The 19,530-nt window shown below is 67.0% G+C and carries 13 protein-coding genes and 1 pseudogene; 9 read left to right on the top strand and 5 right to left on the bottom strand.

The features are described 5' to 3' along the window. The first annotated feature begins 86 nt into the window (after window positions 1-86). The 5 genes and pseudogenes from EO141_RS09815 to EO141_RS09795 form a co-directional block, all read left to right on the top strand. Window positions 87-1,310: an efflux RND transporter periplasmic adaptor subunit gene (locus tag EO141_RS09815; RefSeq protein WP_104648088.1), complete on the top strand. Its 1,224-nt coding sequence runs from the start codon at window positions 87-89 to the stop codon at window positions 1,308-1,310. Between the two features lie 16 nt (window positions 1,311-1,326). Then, window positions 1,327-4,470 (top strand): efflux RND transporter permease subunit, encoded by a 3,144-nt coding sequence (locus tag EO141_RS09810; RefSeq protein ID WP_104581863.1) that lies wholly within the window; start codon window positions 1,327-1,329, stop codon window positions 4,468-4,470. 1 nt (window position 4,471) lies between these two features. Next, window positions 4,472-5,968 (top strand): efflux transporter outer membrane subunit, encoded by a 1,497-nt coding sequence (locus tag EO141_RS09805; protein ID WP_127169082.1) that lies wholly within the window; start codon window positions 4,472-4,474, stop codon window positions 5,966-5,968. Beyond that, window positions 5,961-6,644: a TetR/AcrR family transcriptional regulator gene (locus EO141_RS09800; RefSeq protein WP_127169081.1), complete on the top strand. Its 684-nt coding sequence runs from the start codon at window positions 5,961-5,963 to the stop codon at window positions 6,642-6,644. The genes EO141_RS09805 and EO141_RS09800 overlap by 8 nt, the downstream gene beginning before the upstream one ends. 118 nt (window positions 6,645-6,762) lie before the next feature. Further along, a pseudogene (locus EO141_RS09795) lies at window positions 6,763-6,921 on the top strand (aldo/keto reductase); the annotation flags it as partial. A 544-nt stretch (window positions 6,922-7,465) separates the two neighbouring features. Here EO141_RS09795 and EO141_RS09790 read toward each other — a convergent pair. After that, window positions 7,466-8,365, bottom strand: a complete 900-nt coding sequence (locus EO141_RS09790) for a LysR family transcriptional regulator (RefSeq protein ID WP_127169080.1) — start codon at window positions 8,363-8,365, stop codon at window positions 7,466-7,468. A gap of 192 nt (window positions 8,366-8,557) precedes the next feature. Here EO141_RS09790 and EO141_RS09785 point away from each other — a divergent pair, with 192 nt between their 5' ends. After that, entirely contained in the window at window positions 8,558-9,031 is a 474-nt protein-coding gene (locus EO141_RS09785; RefSeq protein WP_164739142.1) for a cupin domain-containing protein, read from the top strand. 102 nt (window positions 9,032-9,133) lie between these two features. On the opposite strand, the gene EO141_RS09780 is transcribed toward EO141_RS09785, so the two are convergent. Further along, window positions 9,134-10,042, bottom strand: a complete 909-nt coding sequence (locus EO141_RS09780; protein WP_127169079.1) for an AraC family transcriptional regulator — start codon at window positions 10,040-10,042, stop codon at window positions 9,134-9,136. Between the two features lie 239 nt (window positions 10,043-10,281). On the opposite strand from EO141_RS09780, the gene EO141_RS09775 reads away from it, so the two are divergent. Then, window positions 10,282-10,485 carry a hypothetical protein gene (locus tag EO141_RS09775; RefSeq protein ID WP_104581868.1) on the top strand — a complete coding sequence of 68 codons (204 nt, stop codon included), beginning with the start codon at window positions 10,282-10,284 and terminating at the stop codon, window positions 10,483-10,485. Window positions 10,486-11,068: 583 nt separating this feature from the next. Here EO141_RS09775 and EO141_RS09765 read toward each other — a convergent pair. Beyond that, window positions 11,069-11,983: a LysR family transcriptional regulator gene (locus tag EO141_RS09765; RefSeq protein ID WP_126969487.1), complete on the bottom strand. Its 915-nt coding sequence runs from the start codon at window positions 11,981-11,983 to the stop codon at window positions 11,069-11,071. A 100-nt stretch (window positions 11,984-12,083) separates the two neighbouring features. Here EO141_RS09765 and EO141_RS09760 point away from each other — a divergent pair, with 100 nt between their 5' ends. Further along, entirely contained in the window at window positions 12,084-13,295 is a 1,212-nt protein-coding gene (locus EO141_RS09760; RefSeq protein ID WP_127169078.1) for an MFS transporter, read from the top strand. Between the two features lie 167 nt (window positions 13,296-13,462). Continuing rightward, a complete protein-coding gene (locus EO141_RS09755; protein WP_127169077.1) occupies window positions 13,463-14,494 on the top strand; it encodes an aldo/keto reductase in 1,032 nt (343 codons plus the stop codon). Window positions 14,495-14,597: 103 nt separating this feature from the next. On the opposite strand, the gene EO141_RS09750 is transcribed toward EO141_RS09755, so the two are convergent. Then, on the bottom strand, window positions 14,598-16,976 hold the full coding sequence (locus EO141_RS09750; protein ID WP_127169076.1) for a TonB-dependent receptor: 2,379 nt from the start codon (window positions 16,974-16,976) through the stop codon (window positions 14,598-14,600). A gap of 408 nt (window positions 16,977-17,384) precedes the next feature. Beyond that, the gene (locus EO141_RS09745) at window positions 17,385-19,451 is read right to left on the bottom strand and encodes a TonB-dependent receptor (RefSeq protein ID WP_127169075.1); all 2,067 of its coding nucleotides are present in this window, start codon (window positions 19,449-19,451) and stop codon (window positions 17,385-17,387) included. Window positions 19,452-19,530: the final 79 nt, after the last annotated feature.

Raw genomic sequence — 19,530 nt, 5'->3', positions numbered from 1 at the left:
ATGCTTGACGGCCACGGACGCGCTCATTAGGATACCGAACCGTACCGTTTAGATTTAACCATCCTGCGTTCCGTCGGAGACCTCCCGTGCGTCCTCATGCTTCGTTTCGCCTGCCCTTGCTTGCTGCTGCTGTTGCAGCCACCCTCCTGCTCAGTGCCTGCGGCAGCCCGCCGGGCGGACCGCCGCCGGCGGAGGGCATGCCCGAAATGGGCGTGCTGACCGTCAGGCCGCAGCCGGTGACCCTGACCACCGAGCTCCCCGGGCGCACGGTTCCCTACCTGATCGCCGAAGTTCGCCCACAGGTGGGCGGCATCGTGCAGTCGCGCCAGTTCACCGAGGGCGGCGACGTCAAGGCCGGGCAGACGCTGTACCAGATCGATCCGGCGACCTACCGCGCCAGCTATGCCAGCGCCCAGGCCACCCTGGCCAAGGCGCAGGCCAACCTGCGCACCGCCAGGCTCAAGGCCGAGCGCTACACCGAACTGGTGCAGATCAAGGCGATCAGCCAGCAGGACGGCGACGACACCGCCGCTGCACTGGGCCAGGCCGAGGCCGACGTGGCCGCCGGCAAGGCCAGCGTGGAAACCGCGCGCATCAACCTGGCCTTCGCGCGCCTGGACGCGCCGATCTCCGGCCGCATCGGCCGCTCCAGCGTCACCCCGGGCGCCTTGGTGACCGCCAACCAGGCCACCGCGCTGACCACCATCCAGCAGCTGGACCCGATCTACATCGACGTCACCCAGCCCAGCGCGGCCTTGCTACGCCTGAAGCAGGCGATGGCGCGCGGCGAGCTGGAGAAGGCCGGCGACGATGCGGCCAAGGTGTCGCTGTTGCTGGAAGACGGCAGCACCTATCCGCTGCAGGGCCACCTGGCGTTTTCCGATGTCACCGTCGACCAGAACACCGGCTCGATCACCCTGCGCGCGGTGTTCCCGAACCCGAATGCGGAGTTGTTGCCGGGCATGTATGTGCGCGCGGTGCTGCAGGAGGGCATCAAGGAGCAGGGCGTGCTGGTGCCGCAGCAGGCGGTCTCGCGCAATGGCGCCGGCAAGCCGACCGCGTTCGTGGTCGGTGCCGATCACAAGCTGCAACTGCGCGTACTGGACACCGACCGCGAAGTCGGCGACCAGTGGCTGGTGCGCAGCGGCCTGAAGGCCGGCGAGCAACTGGTGGTCGAAGGCGTCTCGCGCGCCCGCGACGGCATCGAGGTCAAGACCGTGCCGTGGCAGCCCAAGGGCAAGCCTGCCGCCGGTGCTGGCAATGCTGCCGGCACGCCTTCCGCCCCGACCGCACCGCGTGCGGCCAACTGAGGCGGGATCACACGTCATGGCACGCTTCTTCATCGATCGTCCGATCTTCGCCTGGGTGTTGGCCATCATCGTGATGCTGGCCGGCATCCTGTCCATCGCCACCTTGCCGATTGCGCAATACCCCAGCATCGCGCCGCCCGCCGTCGCCATCACCGCCAACTATCCGGGCGCCTCGGCGCAGACCCTGGAAGACACCGTCACCCAGGTCATCGAGCAGAAGATGAAGGGGCTGGACCACCTCAGCTACATGGCCTCCACCAGCGAATCCAGCGGTGCGGTGACCATCACGCTGACCTTCGACAACGGCACCGACCCGGACACCGCGCAGGTGCAGGTGCAGAACAAGTTGTCGCTGGCCACGCCGTTGTTGCCGCAGGAAGTGCAGCAGCAGGGCGTGACGGTGACCAAGTCGGCCACCAACTTCCTCAACGTGCTGGCCTTCACTTCCGAAGACGGCAGCATGAGCGATTCGGACCTGTCCGATTACGTGGCTGCCAACGTGCAGGAAACCATCAGCCGCGTCGAAGGCGTGGGCGACACCACCTTGTTCGGCTCGCAGTACGCGATGCGGGTATGGATGGACCCGAACAAGTTGAACAACTTCAGCCTGACCCCGGTGGATGTGCGCACTGCGATCCAGGCGCAGAACGCGCAGGTGTCGGCCGGCCAGCTGGGCGCGTTGCCGGCGGTGCCCAACCAGCAGCTCAATGCCACCATCACCGCGCAGACCCGGCTGAAGACCGCCGAGGAGTTCGAGAACATCCTGCTGCGCACGCAGTCCGATGGCTCGCAGGTGCGCCTGCGCGATGTGGCGCGCATCGAGCTGGGCAGCGAGAGCTACAACACGGTGGGCCGCTACAACGGCAAGCCGGCCGCCGGTCTGGCGATCAAGCTGGCCACCGGCGCCAATGCGCTGGATACGGTGCGCGCGATCGACAAGAGCCTGGAGGAGCAGGAGAAATTCTTCCCGCCCGGCATGAAGGTGCAAAAGCCGTACGACACCACGCCGTTCGTGCGCATCTCCATCGAGCAGGTGGTGCATACGCTGATCGAGGCGGTGGTGCTGGTGTTTCTGGTGATGTACCTGTTCCTGCAGAATTTTCGCGCGACCCTGATACCGACCATCGCGGTGCCGGTGGTGTTGCTCGGCACCTTCGGCGTGCTGGCGGCGTTCGGCTTCACCATCAACACGCTGACCATGTTCGCGATGGTGCTGGCGATCGGCCTGCTGGTGGACGATGCCATCGTGGTGGTGGAAAACGTCGAACGCGTGATGGGCGAGGAGCAGTTGTCGCCCAGGGACGCCACGCGCAAGTCGATGGACCAGATCTCCGGCGCGCTGGTCGGCGTGGCCCTGGTGCTGGCCGCGGTGTTCGTGCCGATGGCGTTCTTCGGCGGTTCCACCGGTGTGATCTACCGGCAGTTCTCGATCACGATTGTTTCTGCCATGACCTTGTCGGTGCTGGTGGCGATGATCCTGACCCCGGCCCTGTGCGCCACCTTGCTCAAGCCGGTGGAGAAGGGCCATGGTCTGGCGACCACCGGCTTCTTCGGCTGGTTCAACCGCCTGTTCGATCGCGGCAACACCGGTTACCAGGGCGTGGTGCGGCACATGCTGGGCAAGGGCTGGCGCTACATGCTGGCCTATGCGGTGTTGCTGGCGCTGGTGGTGTTCGGCTTCATGAAGCTGCCGGTGGGCTTCCTGCCGGACGAGGACCAGGGCACGCTGTTCGTGCTGGTGCAATTGCCGCCCGGTGCCACCGATGCGCGCACCGGCGAGGTGCTCAAGCAGGTGGAGCATCACTTCCTGGTCGATCAGAAGGACTCGGTCGCCGGCATCTTTGCGGTCTCCGGTTTCAGCTTTGCCGGTACCGGCCAGAACGTGGGCTTTGCCTTCGTCAAGTTGCGGCCGTGGGACGAGCGCACCGGCAAGGGCCAGAGCGTCACCGACGTGGCGGGCAAGGCAGGTGCGTTCTTCAGCACCATTCGCGATGCCAAGGTGTTTGCGTTCGCACCGCCGGCGGTGTCGGAGCTGGGCAATGCGACCGGCTTCGACCTGATGCTGCAGGACCGCGCCAACCTCGGCCACGCCGCCTTGATGCAGGCACGCGATCAACTGCTGGCCGAGCTGTCGCAGGACAAGCGGCTGGTGGCGGTGCGCCCGAACGGGCAGGAAGACACGCCCGAGTTCAAGCTGGAAATCGATTCGCACAAGGCGCAGGCCATGGGCGTGTCGATCGCCGATATCAACAACACCTTCTCCAGCGCCTGGGGCAGTACCTACGTCAACGACTTCATCGACAAGGGCCGCGTCAAGAAGGTGATGCTGCAGGCCGATGCGGCGTACCGCATGAATCCGCAGGACATCGACCGCTGGTTCGTGCGCAACAGCGCCGGCACGATGGTGCCGTTCAACGCCTTCGCCACTGCCAGCTGGCAATCGGGCTCGCCGCGGTTGGAGCGTTACAACAGCGTGCCGTCGGTGGAGATCCTGGGCATGGCGATGCCCGGTGCGGCCTCCAGCGGCGAGGCGATGCAGATCGTGGAAGCGGCGGCGGCCAAGTTGCCGCCGGGCATCGGCTACGAGTGGACCGGGTTGTCGCGGCAGGAAAAATCCTCGACCGGCCAGACCGGGCTGTTGTACGGGCTGTCGATCCTGATCGTGTTCCTGTGTCTGGCCGCGTTGTACGAAAGCTGGGCGATTCCGTTCTCGGTGATCCTGGTGGTGCCGCTGGGCGTATTCGGCACGCTGCTGGGCGCACTGCTGACCTGGAAAATGAACGATGTGTACTTCCAGGTAGGCCTGCTCACCACGATTGGCCTGGCATCGAAAAACGCGATCCTGATCGTGGAATTTGCCAAGGAACTGCACGAAAGCGGCAAGAGCCTGGTCGCAGCGGCACTGGAAGCGGCGCGCATGCGCCTGCGGCCGATCCTGATGACATCGCTGGCCTTCATCCTGGGCGTGGTGCCGCTGGTGCTCGGCAGTGGTGCCGGTGCAGGCGCACAGCACGCCTTGGGCACCGCGGTGATCGGCGGCATGTTGTCCGGCACGATCCTGGCGATCTTCTTCGTGCCGTTGTTCTTCGTGCTGATCAGCGGCTTGTTCAAGCGCCGCGCACAGCCCACTTCGCCCGCACCGCAACCGGCAGGACACTGAGATGACACCGATCCGCATGACATTGACCGCGATGGCGGTGGCCGGCGTGCTGTCCGGATGCACCCTGATGCCGCGCTATGCACGGCCCGACGCACCGGTGCCCGAGCGTTTTGCCGGCACCGAGCTCGCGACGGCATCCAATACCACCGCTGCCGCCAGCCCCGAGCCGGCGGTCGATATCGCCAGCATCGGCTGGCGGCAGGTGTTCACCGACCCGGCGCTACAGCAGGTGATCGCGCTGGCATTGGAGAACAATCGCGACCTGCGCGTGGCCGCACTCAACATCGAGGTGGCACGTGCGCAGTACCGGGTGGAGCGCGCTGCGCTGCTGCCCGCCGTGCAGGGCACCGGCACCGCCAATAACGCGCGCACGCCGTCGGAGCTGGCCATTCCAGGCCAGCCGCAGGTGTTCCGGACCTACAGCGCCAACATCGGCGTCAGTGCGTACGAGCTGGATCTGTTCGGGCGTGTGCGCAGCCTCAAGGAACAGGCGCTGCAACAGTTCCTGTCCACCGCCGAGGCACGCCGCAGCGCCCATATCAGCCTGGTGGCCGAAGTGGCCACCGCCTATCTGACGCTGGCGGCCGATCAGCAGTTGCTGCAGCTGGCGCAGTCCACCTTGAGCAGCCAGGGCGACAGTTATCGCCTGCAGCAACGCAGTTTCGAGCTGGGTGTGGCTTCGCAGCTCACCTTGCGCCAGGCGCAGACCACGGTGGAAACCGCGCGCGTTGACGTGGAGCGCTATACCGCGCAGGTGGCGCAGGACCGCAACGCCCTGGTGCTGCTGGTCGGCACGCAGCTGCCGGCGGAGCTGTTGCCGCGGGCCTTGCCCGATGGCGCCAGCGTGGACGGCAACGTGCTGGCCAGCGTGCCGGCCGGCTTGCCGTCGCAGTTGCTGCAGCGTCGCCCGGATATCCTCGAGGCCGAGCGCAACCTGCGTGCGGCCAATGCCAACATCGGTGCGGCGCGCGCGGCGTTCTTCCCCAGCATCAGCCTGACCGCATCGACCGGCTCGTCCAGCAGTAGCCTGTCCAACCTGTTCGATTCCGGCACCCGCGCCTGGAGCTTCGTGCCCACCCTGACGCTGCCGATCTTCAACGCCGGGCGTAACCGGGCCAACCTGGACATGGCCAAGGCCAACCGCGACATCGAGGTGGCGCAATACGAAAAGGCGATCCAGAGCGCATTCCGCGAGGTTTCCGATGCGCTCGCGCAACGCGAGACCCTGGGCCGGCAATTGCAGGCGCAACAGGCCCTGGTCGATGCCACCGCCGACAGCTACCGGCTGTCGCAGGCGCGCTTCGAACGCGGCGTGGACAGCTACCTGCAGGCGCTGGATGCGCAGCGCTCGCTGTACAGCGCGCAGCAGAGCTTGATCACCACGCAGCTGTCGCGCTTCACCAATCTGGCGACGTTCTACAAGGCGATGGGCGGTGGTTGGCTGCAGTCGGCCGAGCCGGCGGTGGCAACGACGGCAACGGGGCAGCCACGTGGATGACGCCGTTGCCGAACCGCCAGCACCCAGGCATGCACCGCACGACAAACGTGGTGCGATTCTGCGCGCGGCAGGCGAGCTGTTTCCACGCCAGGGCTTCGACAGGACCAGCATGGACAGCATCGCCGAGCGCGCGATGGTGTCCAAGGCCACGGTGTATGCGCATTTCGCCTCCAAGGAGGTGCTGTTCCGCACCACATTGGAGGCGCTGGCGCACCAATCGCCCAATCCCTGGGAGGCGCTGTTGAACATGCGCGGGCCGTTGCCCGTGCGTCTGCTCGCCATCGCCGATGCGGTCGTGCGCATGGCGGCCAGCAATGCACTGGGCGACGCGGCGTATGGACTGGTGCGGCCGCCGGCACTGCCCAGCCAGATGCGCGAGGAGATGTGGACGCTGGGCTTCGAACGCTACGACACCACGATGCGTGCGGTGCTGGCGCGCGAAGTGGAGCAGGGCAGCCTGGTCATCGACAATCTGCCGGATGCCTCGGTGCATTTCTTCGGATTGATGACCGGGATGCCGGCCAATGCGGCGCTGCGTGGCGACCCATTGCAGGCACCGGCCGCCACGCCGCACGCGTATGTTGCCAGTGCGGTGGCGCTGTTCCTGCGCGCGTATCGGCCGCAATCGCCAGCGGTGACCACGGCAGGCAAGCGCGAGGTGCCGAGCGGGTTCTAGCGGCGGCAGGCAGCGTGATGGATGGGAGGGCGGTGGTGTCCGCGCTGGGCCTGGGCTGCATGGGCCTGAGCTATGGTTAGGGCCGGCGACCGCGCCCAAGGTGTTCGCTCTGCACTTTCCCGGCACCACCAAGCGGCATCGCCTGGAAGAAAATCTGGGCGGCGCCGCATTGACCTTGAACAGCGAGGATCTTGCGCGCATCCAGCAGGCGCTGGATGCGGTGGCGATTGTCGGCGAGCGTTACGGCCCGGAGCGGCAGAAGCTGGTCGGTAAATAACCCCGGCGATCCTGACCGCCAACCGACGCGGTTGTAGGAGCGTGCCCGCGCGCGATGGGGCTTTACCGATAAGCCCCATCGCGCGCAGGCACGCTCCTACACGAGCATTCCAACGCACCAGAGCGTGCCGCAACGCGTCGGTCACCAGTCTCAAACCTGCCGCCAACCGACGCTGTTGTAGGAGCGTGCCCGCGCGCGACGGGGCTTTACCGATAAAGCCTCGTCGCGCGCAGGCACGCTCCTACACGAGCATTCCAACGAACAAGAGCGTGCCGCAACGCGTCGGTCACCAGTCTCAAACCTGCCGCCAACCGGCGCTGCTGTAGGAGCGTGCCCGCGCGCGATGGAGCTTTACCGATAAGGCCTCGTCGCGCGCAGGCACGCTCCTACACGAGCATTCCAACGCACCAGAGCGTGCCGCAGTACGTCGGTCACCAGCCTCAAACCTGCCGCCAACCGACGCTGTTGTAGGAGCGTGCCCGCGCGCGACGGGGCTTTACCGATAAAGCCCTGTCGCGCGCAGGCACGCTCCTACACGGACGCGTCAGCGCGCCGGATCGTGCCGCAATGCGTCGATCACGACCTTGAGTGCGCTCGAGGTTTGGCGGCGGCTGGGGTAATAGGCGTAATAGCCGTCGAATGGGGCGCACCAGTCCTCCAGCACGCGGCGTAGCCGGCCGGCGGCGAGGTGCTCCAATACCATGGTTTCCGGCAAGAACGCGAGTCCGCCGCCGGCCAGTGCGGCACGCAGCACCGCGCTGCTGCCGTTGAAGGTCCATTGCCCGTCCACGCGGACCTTGACCTCGTGCCCGTCCTTTTCGAAGTCCCAGACCAGCAAGCCGCCGTGGGTGGGCAGGCGCAGGCCGATGCAGTTGTGCCTGGCCAGGTCGGCCGGGGCAGCAGGGATGGTGTGGTGCACGAAGTAGCCCGGCACCGCCACCACCGCCATGCGCTGCATCGGGCTGATCGGCACCGCGACCATGTCCTTGGCGACCTGACCACCCAGCCGGATGCCGATGTCGTAGCGCTGGGCAACGATATCGGCCAGCCCGTAATCGACGGTGATCTCGATCCTGAGGTCAGGATAGTCGGGCAGCACCTGCGACAACGCTGGCCAGATGTAGGCGTCGGCGGCGTGGCCGGTAGTGGTGATACGGATGGTACCGGCCGGCGTGTCGCGGAATTCGGTGAGCGCGGACAGTTCGTGGTCGATCTCCTGCAGCCGCGGAGCCAGGGTGTCGAACAGGCGTGCGCCGGCTTCGGTCATCGACACGCTGCGCGTGGTGCGGGTCAACAGGCGGATGCCCAGACGTGCTTCCAGTGCGCGCACGGTATGGCTCAGCGCCGATTGCGAGACGCCAAGCTGCGCGGCGGCGCGGGTGAAGCTGCCTTCGCGCGCCACGGCGACGAAGGCCTGCAGATCGTTGAGGTTTTCCCGCGCCATTGGTTGCGAATGCCGACTCCACCGCATGCCATTCATGCGGCTGCATCATGCGCGATGGTGCGTGATGGCTCCACACCCGGCGGGTCATGGCCGCATTGATGCGCTGTGTTTCTAGGTGCATGCGCTGCTGCCTGGGTAATGCCGGTGCGCCTGCACGCTACAGTGCAGTCACTTGAATCGAGGAGCACGGCCATGAATCTGTTTGCAACCGCGATGTCGCTGTCGATGATGGCTGCCGTCACGCCCGCAGGTGAAGAGCGACACGCGATCAGGGTGAGCAAGGCCGGCGGCGCCGCATCTGCAGCCGGCCCGGCCGACTATTTCACCGGCACCGTGCGCATCGATGCGCCTTTCCAGGCCGATGCGCCGGCGCGGGTGGGCGGTGCCACCGTCACCTTCGAGCCGGGCGCGCGCACCGCCTGGCACACCCATCCGTTGGGGCAGACGCTGATCGTCACCGCCGGCGCCGGGCGTGTGCAGGAATGGGGCAAGCCGGCGCAGCAGATCCGCCCGGGCGACATCGTGTGGATTCCGCCGGGCGTCAAGCACTGGCACGGCGCCAACGCGACCGTGGCAATGTCGCACATTGCCATCGCCGAAGCGCAGGATGGCTCGCCGGTGACCTGGCTGGAGCAGGTCAGCGAGGCGCAGTACGCGGCCGAGTGAACGGTGCTCAACGATGACCTGGTGCGGTCTGCCGCGTCATCGTCGGTGATACATGTCGCTTGGTGCGGGCGCGTGACTGCGCTCCACTGCGCGCGGACAGGCTTACGCCGCTTGTGTCGCAGCCTGTGCCCCGGCACGCAACCGTTGTGCGTCACGTGCGGGCGGCGCGCCGAGAATGCGCGCGTAGTCGCGACTGAATTGCGAGGCGCTCTCGTAGCCGACGCGGAAGCCGGCATCAGCGGCATTCAGCGCTTCGGCCAGCATCAGCCGGCGCGCTTCGTGCACGCGCAGATGCGAGCGATATTCCAGCGGCGTCATCGAGGTGACCGCCTTGAAATGCGCATGAAAGGTGGAGCGGCTCATTGCCGACAGATCGGCAATCTGCTCGATACGGAAGCGCTGTGCGTAATGCTCGCGCAGCCAGACAATGGCTTTGGAAATCTGGTTGAGTCGGCTGTCGGCAATGGCCATCTGGCGCACCACCGCATTGGCCGGATCGGCCATCAGGCGATAGAGCACTTCGCGCAGCACCAGCGGTGCCAGCGCGGCAATCTCCTGGGGTTGATCGAGCAGACGCGCCAGCCGCACTGCAGCGTCCTGCAATGGCGGCGTGCTGTGGTTGAGCAACAACCCGGCCTGCGCCGCATCGCGTTGCGGCTCGACCAGCTCCGGGTGACTGACGGCCAGGTCGCTCAGCACGGCGGTGTCCAGATCCAGGCAGAAACACAGATACGGCTGCGCGGCGCTGGCCTCGATCACCGAACCGACGATCGGCAGATCCACTGAGGCCACCAGATACATCTGCGGGTGATAGAGATACGCCGCCGCGCCCAGCATCGCCTGCTTGCGGCCTTGCGCCACCAGGCACAGCATCGGCGTATAGACCGTGGGCACCGACACGGTCGGCGAGGCGCTGCACATGATCTGCAGCCCGGCAATCCGGGTGGCGTGCATGCCATCGCCAGGGGCGTGGCGCAGCAGGATGTCGGTCATCTCGGTCAAGGCGGACATGCAGGACTCGGCAGTGGCACCAGGCGGCCTGGCCGCGATGCCGTCGATCGTACAAGACCGGATGTCATGGAGCCGGCAGTCCGCAGCAGCGGCAGGCCACGACAGCGTCGGTTGGCGCCGACACGCGCGTTCAGGCGCTTGCACGCCCAGCGCCTCAACACGACAGGCCGGCCATGATCTGATAGGGCGCTCACGCGCGCGCCGTATCATGGGCGTCTGTTTCCGTGATCGCCTCGCCCATGCCCGCAAAACGTTCGACCATCCCCACGCCGACGCGCCCCGCCGACTGGAAGGCGCTCGAGGCCGCCGCCACGGCCGAACTTGCGCGTCGCACAGCGCAAGCGCATCAGCAGATCCTGGGATTGTTGAACACGCATGGGCATCTGCTCAGCGAGGCGCAGCGGCGCGGCTTGCACAAGCGCTTGGTGCGTGCAGGGGGCTAAGAGCGGCGACAAAACTCTATATCGGCAGCGGCAACGTGTTGGTCACGCGTGCCTTGTTGATCGGTGAGTCGAGTGCGCGGTGCCCTCGCCACTTGCGGGACACGCCGTGAATCCGTCCCTGGAGGCTCCTGGGCGGCATCCATGCCGCCCAGGGTCCCGCAAGCGGCGAGGCACCGCACTAGAAAGTTGGTCGGTTATCGCATCAAAGGCCGCTTGTCGTCGGATGTGCATCAAATGTTGCGACGTTGAGCCGGCGCATCAGTATCGGACAACCTGATTTTCGAACAACGCGCGTCGTGCACTGCTTGCACCTGCACACCGACCATCCCGACAGGTCCTTGCCCGCCACCGTCGCGGGACCGTGAGCGGCATGGATGCCGCGCCAGAACCTACACGGGCGTACTTGCGGCGTGTCCTGCGATGGTGGGTGGGCGAGGGGCATGCAGTAAAGCCACAGATCACCCGCTCTACAGCTGATCCATCCGCAAAGCCGTAGATTGGCTGCTCTCCAAGACGTCACGTCGCAGCCACGCATCGCCCCGCGTCCAGCCAGCACTGGCCGACGCAAGCACCAAACTTGCGTTCAACCGACACGCTCCCACGGCGGCACCTCGCCCAGGCGTTCCAGCAGAAACTCCACGAATGCGCGCACGCGCGGTGGCTGCAGCTGGCGGGCCGGCATCACCGCGTTGATCTGCGTGGTCGGTGGCGGGTAGTCGGGGAGGACCTCGACCAACCGGCCGTCGCGCAGTTCCTCGGCAATGTGCCAGTACGAATGCAACGCGATGCCCTGGCCGGCGACGGCCGCGTCGCGGATCAACTCACCGAAATTGCTTTCGAAGCGGCTTTGCATGCGCACGCGTACCAGGCCGCCCTCCGGCGTTTGCAACCGCCACACGTCCTGACGGCCGTCGCGGCCCATCAGCAGCACGCCGGCATGCCCGGCCAGGTCGTCCGGCGTGCGCGGGGTGCCGTGGCGCCGCAGATACTCGGGCGAGGCGGCGAGGGTGCGGCGGTTGTCGGCGATGCGCCGCGCCACCAGCCCGGAGTCGTTCAGCGGGCCGATGCGGATCGCCAGATCGAAGCCTTGCTTGACCAGGTCCACCAGGTCGTCGCTCAGATGCGCGCTGATGTGCACGCGCGGATGCCGGGCCTGGAATTCCGGCAGCAGCGGCGACACGTATTGCCGCCCGAACGAGGCCGACAGGGTCATGCGCAGGATGCCGCCGACCGCGTGTGCGCTCTCGCGCAGGTCGTCGGCCAGCGCGTCCAGATCCTGCACCAGCACGCGGCCGCGCTCGGCCAGGCGCTGGCCCTCGGGTGTGGGGTGCAGCCGGCGCGTGGTCCGGTGCAGCAGGCGCACGCCCAGCTCGCGTTCCAGCCGCTTCAGGCGCTGGCTGGCGACCGCCAGCGACAGGTCCAGGCTGCGCGCACCGGCGGTGATCGAGCCGGAATCGAGCACGCGCAGGAACAGCGCGATGTCGCCGAGGCGGTCCATGCGATTCTCAATGATTGGTTGATAGTGAATCAGGATAGCAGGGGTTTTTGCTTAGGACGCCGGAGCGCAGGCTGTGGGTCGTCTTCCCTGGTCCCTGCCCATGTCCGCTTCCGTGCGTTCTTCCCGCTTTCCGCCAGCGCTGCTGGCGCTGACCATCGGTGCCTTCGGCATCGGCACCACCGAGTTCGTGATCATGGGCCTGCTGCAGCAGGTGGCCACCGACCTGGGCGTGTCGCTCAGCGCCGCCGGCCTGCTGATCAGCGGCTATGCGCTGGGCGTGTTCGTCGGGGCGCCGGTGCTGACGCTGGCCAGTGCGCGCTTGCCGCGCAAGGCGGTGCTGGTCGGGTTGATGGCGATCTTCACCCTGGGCAACGTGGCCTGCGCGCTGGCGCCGGACTACACCAGCCTGATGGTCGCGCGCGTGCTGACCTCGCTGGCGCACGGCACCTTCTTCGGCGTGGGCGCGGTGGTGGCGACCTCGCTGGTCCCGGCCGAGCGCCGCGCCTCGGCAATCTCGCTGATGTTTGCCGGGTTGACCGTGGCCACCCTGCTGGGGGTGCCGGCCGGCGCCTGGCTGGGGCTGCAGCTGGGCTGGCGGGCGACGTTCTGGGCGGTTGCGAGCGTCGGCGTGCTGGCCACGGCCGCGGTGGCGCTGTGGGTACCGGCGAACGCAGGCGCGGCCGCAGCGGTGTCATGGCGGCAGGAAGTGACAGTGCTGGGGCGCGGGCAGGTGGTGCTGGCGCTGGCGATGACGGTGGTGGGCTATGCCGGCGTGTTCGCGGTGTTTACCTATATCCAGCCGTTGCTGGTGGAGGTGACCGGTTTTGCGCAGACCGCGGTGTCGCCGGTGTTGCTGGTCTTCGGTGTCGGCATGATCGTCGGCAATCTGCTGGGAGGGCGCCTGGCCGACCGGCGCCCCACCGCCGCCTTGCTGGGCAGCCTGGGGGCATTGGTGGTGGTGCTCGCTGCGATGGGCCTGGTCCTGCACAACAAGACCGCGATGGTGGTGTTCGTCGGGCTGCTGGGCGTGGCCGCCTTCGCCACCGTGGCGCCGCTGCAACTGCGCGTGCTCGAGCATGCGCGTGGTGCCGGCCAGAACCTGGCCTCCAGTCTCAATATCGCCGCGTTCAATCTGGGCAATGCCGTGGGCGCCTGGCTGGGCGGTGTGGTGATCGCCACCCATGCCGGCCTGGTTGCCACGCCGTGGGTTGCCGCGTTGTTGAGCGCGATGGGCCTGGGGATCGCGTTGTGGAGCGTGCAGCTGCAACGCCGGCGTGCCGCTGCGCCGCGCGTCTGCGTGCAGGCGGGTTGATTCGGTCCTGCGGGCGCAGCGCGCAGTACTTGCGCAACCGGCAGACCTGCGCGATCGGCGCCATCGGCGCAGGTCGCCGGCGAGCGGACCGTCGCGGCTGGCGTCGCGCAGTGGCCGATCCTCCGGCACTGCGCGTGGATTTTCTTTCGATTTCAGGGAGTAGTGCGATGGACACACGTTTTCTCGGCCGGTCTGGTTTCAAGGTGCCGGTGCTCGGTCTGGGTGCCGGCACCTTCGGCGGCAAGGGGCCGCTGTTTTCTGCCTGGGGCGATACCGATGTGGCGCAGGCGCAGCGCATGATCGATCTGTGCCTGGAGGCGGGCCTGAACCTGTTCGACACCGCCGATGTGTATTCGGACGGTGCCTCCGAAGAGATTCTCGGCCAGGCGCTGCAGGGGCGCCGCGATCAGGTGATCCTGTCGACCAAGACCGGCCTGCGCCTGGGCGATGGGCCCAACGATGCCGGAGCATCGCGCTTTCGCCTGTTGCGTGCGGTGGATGCCTCGTTGCGGCGCCTGCGCACCGACCATATCGATCTGCTGCAGCTGCATGCCTTCGATGCGATGACGCCGATGGAGGAAACCCTGTCCACGCTGGACGACCTGGTGCGTGCAGGAAAGGTGCGCTATCTGGGCGCGTCGAACTACGCCGGCTGGCAGTTGATGAAGTCGTTATCTGTGGCGGACGCGCATGGCTGGAGCCGCTTCGTGGCCAACCAGACCTACTACTCGCTGGCCGGGCGCGACTACGAATGGGAGCTGATGCCGCTGGGCATCGACCAGGGCGTGGGCGCAGTGGTGTGGAGTCCGCTGGGGTGGGGCCGCCTGACCGGCAAGCTGCGCCGCGGCCAACCGCTGCCGGACACCAGCCGCCTGCACGCGACGGCCGCCGCGGGCCCGGCGATCAGCGATGAGCGCCTGTTCGACATTGTCGATGTGCTGGACGCCATTGCCGAGGAGACCGGGCACAGCGTGCCGCAGATCGCCATCAACTGGCTGCTGCAGCGGCCCACCGTCAGCACGGTGCTGATCGGCGCGCGCGACGAAACCCAGCTGCGCCAGAACCTGGGTGCGGTGGGCTGGTCGCTGACGGACGCGCAACGCGCGCGCCTGGAGGCGGTGAGCGCGGTGGAGCCGCCGTATCCGTACTACCCGTATTGGCGCGGGCATTTTGCAGAGCGCAGCCCGCTGCCGGTATAGGCATGGTGGCCTCCCGCGTGCCACCGGCAGACGCCAGCACCACGCGCGGGCTGGTGGGCGCGCCGCAGCGTGGGCAGCGACAGGTGCATGCCTTCTGCGCGGATCACCAGCGATACGCCACCGACATCTGGTACTGCCGCCCGGCGATCGGCCGGCCCATGAACACGCCGCCGGTGGCCGCACCGGGCACGCGCACATTGCCTTCGGTCAGCCCCAGCGTATCGGTGACGTTGCTGCCGCTGGCGGTCACTTCCCAATGCTCGCCCACATGCAGGTTGGCGCCGATATCCACCATGTCATAGGACGGCAGGCGCTGGCTGTTGGCCAGGTCGGCGAAGCGATCGCCGATGTAGGAGTAGGTGGCGAACAGCTTGAGGTCGCCGAACGGCATCATCCAGTAGTAGCTGGGCGTCACGCGGAACTGCCGCTTGGGCTGGCGCATCACCTGGTTGCCGGTGAACTCGCGGTAGTTGCGGTATTTCGCATCCAGCCACACCCCGGTGCCGGCCAGCTCGAAGCCGCCGAACGGGCGGATGGCGCCTTCCACCTCCAGGCCGCGCGCGCGCGAATCCCCAACGGTGGTGAAGTTCTCGCCATTGGCCAGAAACGCCTGGAATGGCGAGTTCTTGAAGGTGTTGTAGAACGCAGTGAGATACAGGTCGTAGCTGCTGGCGCCGGACTTGAGCCCGAGTTCGTACTGATCCACGTCCTGCACGCGATTCTGGCCATCGCGCAGATTGTCGAAGCCGGGAAACTTCACCCCCGAGTTGACGCGGGCGAACAGGCTGTTGCTGTCGTTGAGCTTGAAGTTCAGGCCCGCCGTCCACGAGAACGCCTCGTCGTCCTGGTCGATGCGGCGCGTGCTGGCCAGCGCCAGCGAGGTGGCGTTGTCGTACAGCGTGGCCGGGTTGCCGTCCAGGTCCACCGTGGCGGTGTCGTGCACGTCACCGGTGACGCTCTGGCGCTCGTAGCGTGCGCCCAGGTCCAGACGCAGCTGGTCGTTGATTTCCCATTCGTCGGCGACGAAGGCGGCGATGTTCTCGCCGTCGTAGTTCGCGCGCAGGTTGAAGAACGCGGTGCTGGTGAAGCCCTGCCGCGTGGCCTGGCGCCCGTCAGCCAGATCCACGTCGATGCGGCGCGCGTTGTTCTGCGCGGTGAGCAGCATGGTGTTGCCCAGGTACCAGGTATCTGCGGAGGAATACCTGGCGTAGTACGTGCCTACGGTGAGCGTATTGCCGGCAAACAGTTCGCGGCTCAGGCGCAGGTCGTTGGTGACCGAGTTCAGGCGCTTGTCCACCGACCACCAGCCGGCTTCCAGCACCTGCTGGTTCGGATCCACCGCGCCGCCGCCGTTGGTGAAGCGGCCGCTGCCAGCGCTGCCATAGCCGGCGATGAAGTCGCCCAGCCGCTGCGGCGCATCCCCGGTGAACAGGGCATAGGTCGGCGCACTGCCGCTCATCACGTTGAAGCGGTCGGCGATGGTCCAGTCGCCGCGCTCCCAGTTCAATTCGCCGCCGAACACATCGATGTTGACGCCGCGCCCATCGGCCAGATCGCGCTGGATGGTCTGCCCGTTCGGCCCGACCGGCAGATCGACATTGCGGAAATCGCGGCCGAGCAGGGTGCCGGTCTGCGCATTCAAGCCGGGGAAACTGGACAGGTCGTTGCCGTTGTTGCGCGACAGCAGCGGAATGGCGGTGTAGAAGGCGTTGTTGTCGTCGGTATGCCGCGCGTAGAACGACACCTCGCCGCTGTCCCAGCGCTTGCTCAGCGTGGCGCTGAACTGGCCGCCCTTGTCGGCGGCGAACTGCGGGTCGCGCACGCCATCGGTTTCGCGGAAGAACCCTCCCACGCTGTAGTACCAGCCATTGCCCATCGGCCCGCTGTTGAACACATCGATGCGGCGCAGGGCGTTGTTGCCGCCGGTCAGGCGCACGCTGCCTTCCGGTTCGTCCTGGCCTTTTTTCTGGATGAAATTGACTGTGAGCCCCGGCTGCCCGTTGGAGAAGATCGGGCTGGAACCGCCACGCAGCACCTCCATGCGCTCGACCGTGTCGTCGACACGGAACAGCGTGGAATTTTCCAGAAACGACAGGCTTGGCGGCGGAAACAGCGGCGAGCCATCCAGTTGCATGGTCACGAATGGCGCATCGCCTTCGGACGGCATGCCGCGCACGAAGATGTTGGCACCGGTGCCGCCACCGCTGGGCTCGGCCCATACGCCCGGCACGATCTTCAACAGGTCCGCGGTGCTCTGCGGGACGGCCTGCTGAATCTGCTCCGGGCTGGCGGTGGTGATCGAAAAGCTGGCATCGCGCTTGGCCAGGCCCTTGAAGCGCGCGGTGCCGCTGACGATCACCGCATCCAGCGTGGTGGCGTCCTGTTGCGGCGGTGCCGCAGGGGCGGTTTGCGCGTAGGCGACAGGGCTGAGCAGGGCGATGATGGTCAATGACAGGGCGTGGCGGGACAGGGACGAGGTCATGCGTGCTCTCCTTCAATCGCAGCGATCGACGCAAGCCCCGCAAAACACGGGCGGGCGCCGGAAAGGTGATGTGCCGCACAGGAGCGCGCCGGAACGGCAACGCGCGCATGCAGTGCGTGTTGCCGTTCTAATGGAAGCCGTGGCAAAAGCTGTTGTGCGCCGCATCAGCGGCAGACCGCGATGGCGGGCTGGTCGGCAGCCAGGCAACGCAGGTGCCGGCCCTGCGCAGCGGTGCACGGACCGGGAACGAAGGCGTCCTGCCCGATCGCAACCGGTGCCAAGCGCATCACGTACCGTCTGCACATGCAGCTGTTTTCTGCCGTGCGACCACCAGCCGGCTGCGCAAGGCGACACATGACGAGGCCGCCCGAAGGCGGCCTCGCTTATGACGGCGGGAGAGAGGTACCGTCAGAAGAACATGCGCACGCCGAACGAGGCGCTGCGGCCGGGAAGCATCACATCGTCCTTGAGGAAGGAGGTGTGCACGCGTGCGTCCTGGTTGGTCAGGTTGTTGCCGTCCAGGAACACTTCCCACGCATTGCTGCCGCGGTCCACGTGGTAGGCCAGATGCGCATCGACGAACGTGTAGCCGTCGGTCGGGGTTTCGTTCACTGCCACCTTGTCCTGCTTCATGGTGCGGGTGGCACCGAGCGAGGCGCGCCATGCATCGGCATTCCAGCGCATCTGCGCGCCGACACGGCCCGGGGCGATGCGCGGCAGGTTGCCGCCATCCTTCAGGCGCGCACGCACGGTGTCGCCGAACACGCGCAGGTCCCACGCGCCGGTGTCGTTGTCGGCCAGATGGAAGGTGGCCTCGCCCTCGAAACCGTGGAAGACCGCATCGTTCTGCGTCCACTGGCGGATCGGCAGGAAGTCGTTGTCCTCTTCGTTGAACCACTGGCCGCCGGTATCGACGATGTAGACGAAGTCGTTGTAGCGGTTGTAGTACGCGGCGATCTTGGCATCGACCCAGGTGTTCTGGAAGTTCAGCCCCAGCTCGGCCTGGTTGGCCTTCTCGGTCTTCAGGTCCGCATCGCCGATCTCGTAGGCGAGGGTGGCGATATGCGGGCCGTTGGCGAACAGCTCCTCCTCGGCCGGCGCGCGCTCGGCATGGTCGAGGTTGGCGGTCAGGCGCCACTGTTCGTTGAAGCGGAAACCGCCGCTGGCCGAGAAGCTGGTCGGGGTGAAGTCGCGGTCCACGCCGATGTCGGTCCGGTACTTGACCTTGTCCACGCGCGCGCCGATTTCGGCGGTGACGCGGTCCCAGCTGTTGCGCGCAACGCCGAACACGCCCAGCGAGCGGGTGTCGGTCTTGGGGACGAAGGATTCTTCGCCCACTGCCTGGAAGGTGGTGTCGCTGCCCTGCAGGCCGAATGCGGTCTGCCAGCCGCCGCCGAAGGTGAAGGAGGCCTCCACGCGGCCTTCGTTGGCGCGCTTGGTGAACACGGTGCCCACTTCGGCGCCTTCGAACTCGGTGTGCGCGTAATCGGTGTGGCCGAAGCTGTAGCGCAATGCACTGCCTTCGCCCCAGGGATCGGTCAGCCCGCCCTTGAGGTCGTAGCGGTCCTGCTGCAGCTTCAACGACACCCCGCGCTCGCCGATCGACAGATCGCCCGGCTCGCCGGGGTTGCCGTAGTTGTCGCGGAAGCGCGAGGCCGACAGGCCGACGAAGCCCCAGTCGCCGGACAGCGAGGCGCCGACCGAGCCGACCTTGGAGTCGATCCAGGAATTGGCCTGGCGTCCTTGCGGGGTGTCGTAATCGTTCTGGTTGCGGTACACGCCGTCGGCATGGATCGACAGGCCGCTGCCGTTGCCGGCATCGACGCGGAACATGTCGGTGTTGCCGTCCTTGTCGCCGCCGTCGAAGCGCACTTCGGCGCGGCCGCTGAAGCCGTCCACCGGGGTTTCGGCAATGCGTCCGTCGACCACGTTGACCACGCCGCCGATCGCGCCGGAGCCGTACAGCAGCGTGGACGGACCCTTGAGCACTTCGATCTGGTTGGCCAGGAACGGCTCGATCGCCGGCGAGTGATCCTGGCTGACCGTGGACACGTCCTGGGTGGACAGGCCGTCGCGCAGCACCGCCACGCGCGGGCCGTCCAGGCCACGGATGATCGGCCGGCCGACGCCGGGGCCGAAGTTGGAACTCTGCACGCCGGGCAGGCTGGCCACGGTTTCGCCCAGGCTGGAACTGCGCACTTCGTCCAGGCGTTCGCCGGCCAGCACTTCGACCGGGCGGCTCAGCTCGCCGGCCGCATCGCGCAGCGGGCTGGCGGTGACGACGACCTTGTCCAGGTCCTTGATGTGGCGGCCACTGGAAGCGGTGGCGTCGTGGCGCGTGTCCGAGCTGGGCGGGGTCTGCGGGTCGGCAACCGCCGGCGCGTCCGCGGCCATGGCCAGGGCGGGCGTCAGCAGGCTGGTCAAGGCCAGCGAGAGGGTGGAGCGACGAAACGAGAAAACGGGGCGAGGGTGCATGGCGGGCCGGACTCTGTGGTTGTTACTTTATATCAACGATAAGGCGCAGCTTGGCCACTGCGCCGACGGCGGGACCCGC

Source organism: Xanthomonas sp. BRIP62415 (genome assembly GCF_003993515.1).
Classification (GTDB): Bacteria; Pseudomonadota; Gammaproteobacteria; order Xanthomonadales; family Xanthomonadaceae; genus Xanthomonas; species Xanthomonas euroxanthea.
The sequence above is the reverse complement of the archived record's forward strand: the minus strand, read 5'-3'. Positions and strand labels throughout refer to the sequence as shown.